Origin of the sequence: Desulfopila sp. IMCC35006 (genome assembly GCF_005116645.1) — a bacterium.
Lineage (GTDB): Bacteria > Desulfobacterota > Desulfobulbia > Desulfobulbales > Desulfocapsaceae > Desulforhopalus_A.
Map to the genome: position 1 here is coordinate 1 of NZ_SWCM01000049.1, position 798 is coordinate 798.

The following is a 798-nucleotide window of genomic DNA, read 5'->3' on the forward strand; positions in this document are numbered from 1 at the left end:
GACTACTCGGGTATCTAATCCTGTTTGCTCCCCACGCTTTCGTGCATGAGCGTCAGTGTTATCCCAGGGGGCTGCCTTCGCCATCGGTATTCCTCCACATCTCTACGCATTTCACTGCTACACGTGGAATTCTACCCCCCTCTGACACACTCTAGCCGTGCAGTCACCAATGCAATTCCCAGGTTAAGCCCGGGGATTTCACATCGGTCTTGCACAACCGCCTGCGCACGCTTTACGCCCAGTAATTCCGATTAACGCTTGGACCCTACGTATTACCGCGGCTGCTGGCACGTAGTTAGCCGGTCCTTATTCTTCCGGTACCGTCATCCACCCCAGGTATTAACCAGAGCGATTTCTTTCCGGACAAAAGTGCTTTACAACCCGAAGGCCTTCTTCACACACGCGGCATTGCTGGATCAGGGTTGCCCCCATTGTCCAAAATTCCCCACTGCTGCCTCCCGTAGGAGTCTGGGCCGTGTCTCAGTCCCAGTGTGGCTGATCGTCCTCTCAGACCAGCTACTGATCGTCGCCTTGGTGGGCCTTTACCCCACCAACTAGCTAATCAGACATCGGCCGCTCCTATAGCATGAGGCCTTGCGGTCCCCCACTTTCACCCTCAGGTCGTATGCGGTATTAGCTAATCTTTCGACTAGTTATCCCCCACTACAGGGCACGTTCCGATGTATTACTCACCCGTTCGCCACTCGCCATCAATCTAGCAAGCTAGATCATGCTGCCGTTCGACTTGCATGTGTAAGGCATGCCGCCAGCGTTCAATCTGAGCCATGATCAAACTCT

At 54.3% G+C, this 798-nt stretch carries 1 rRNA gene; it reads right to left on the minus strand.

Annotated elements, in window-relative coordinates:
• Positions 1 to 798: ribosomal RNA gene (locus FCL47_RS24110) — 16S ribosomal RNA — on the minus strand; the annotation flags it as partial.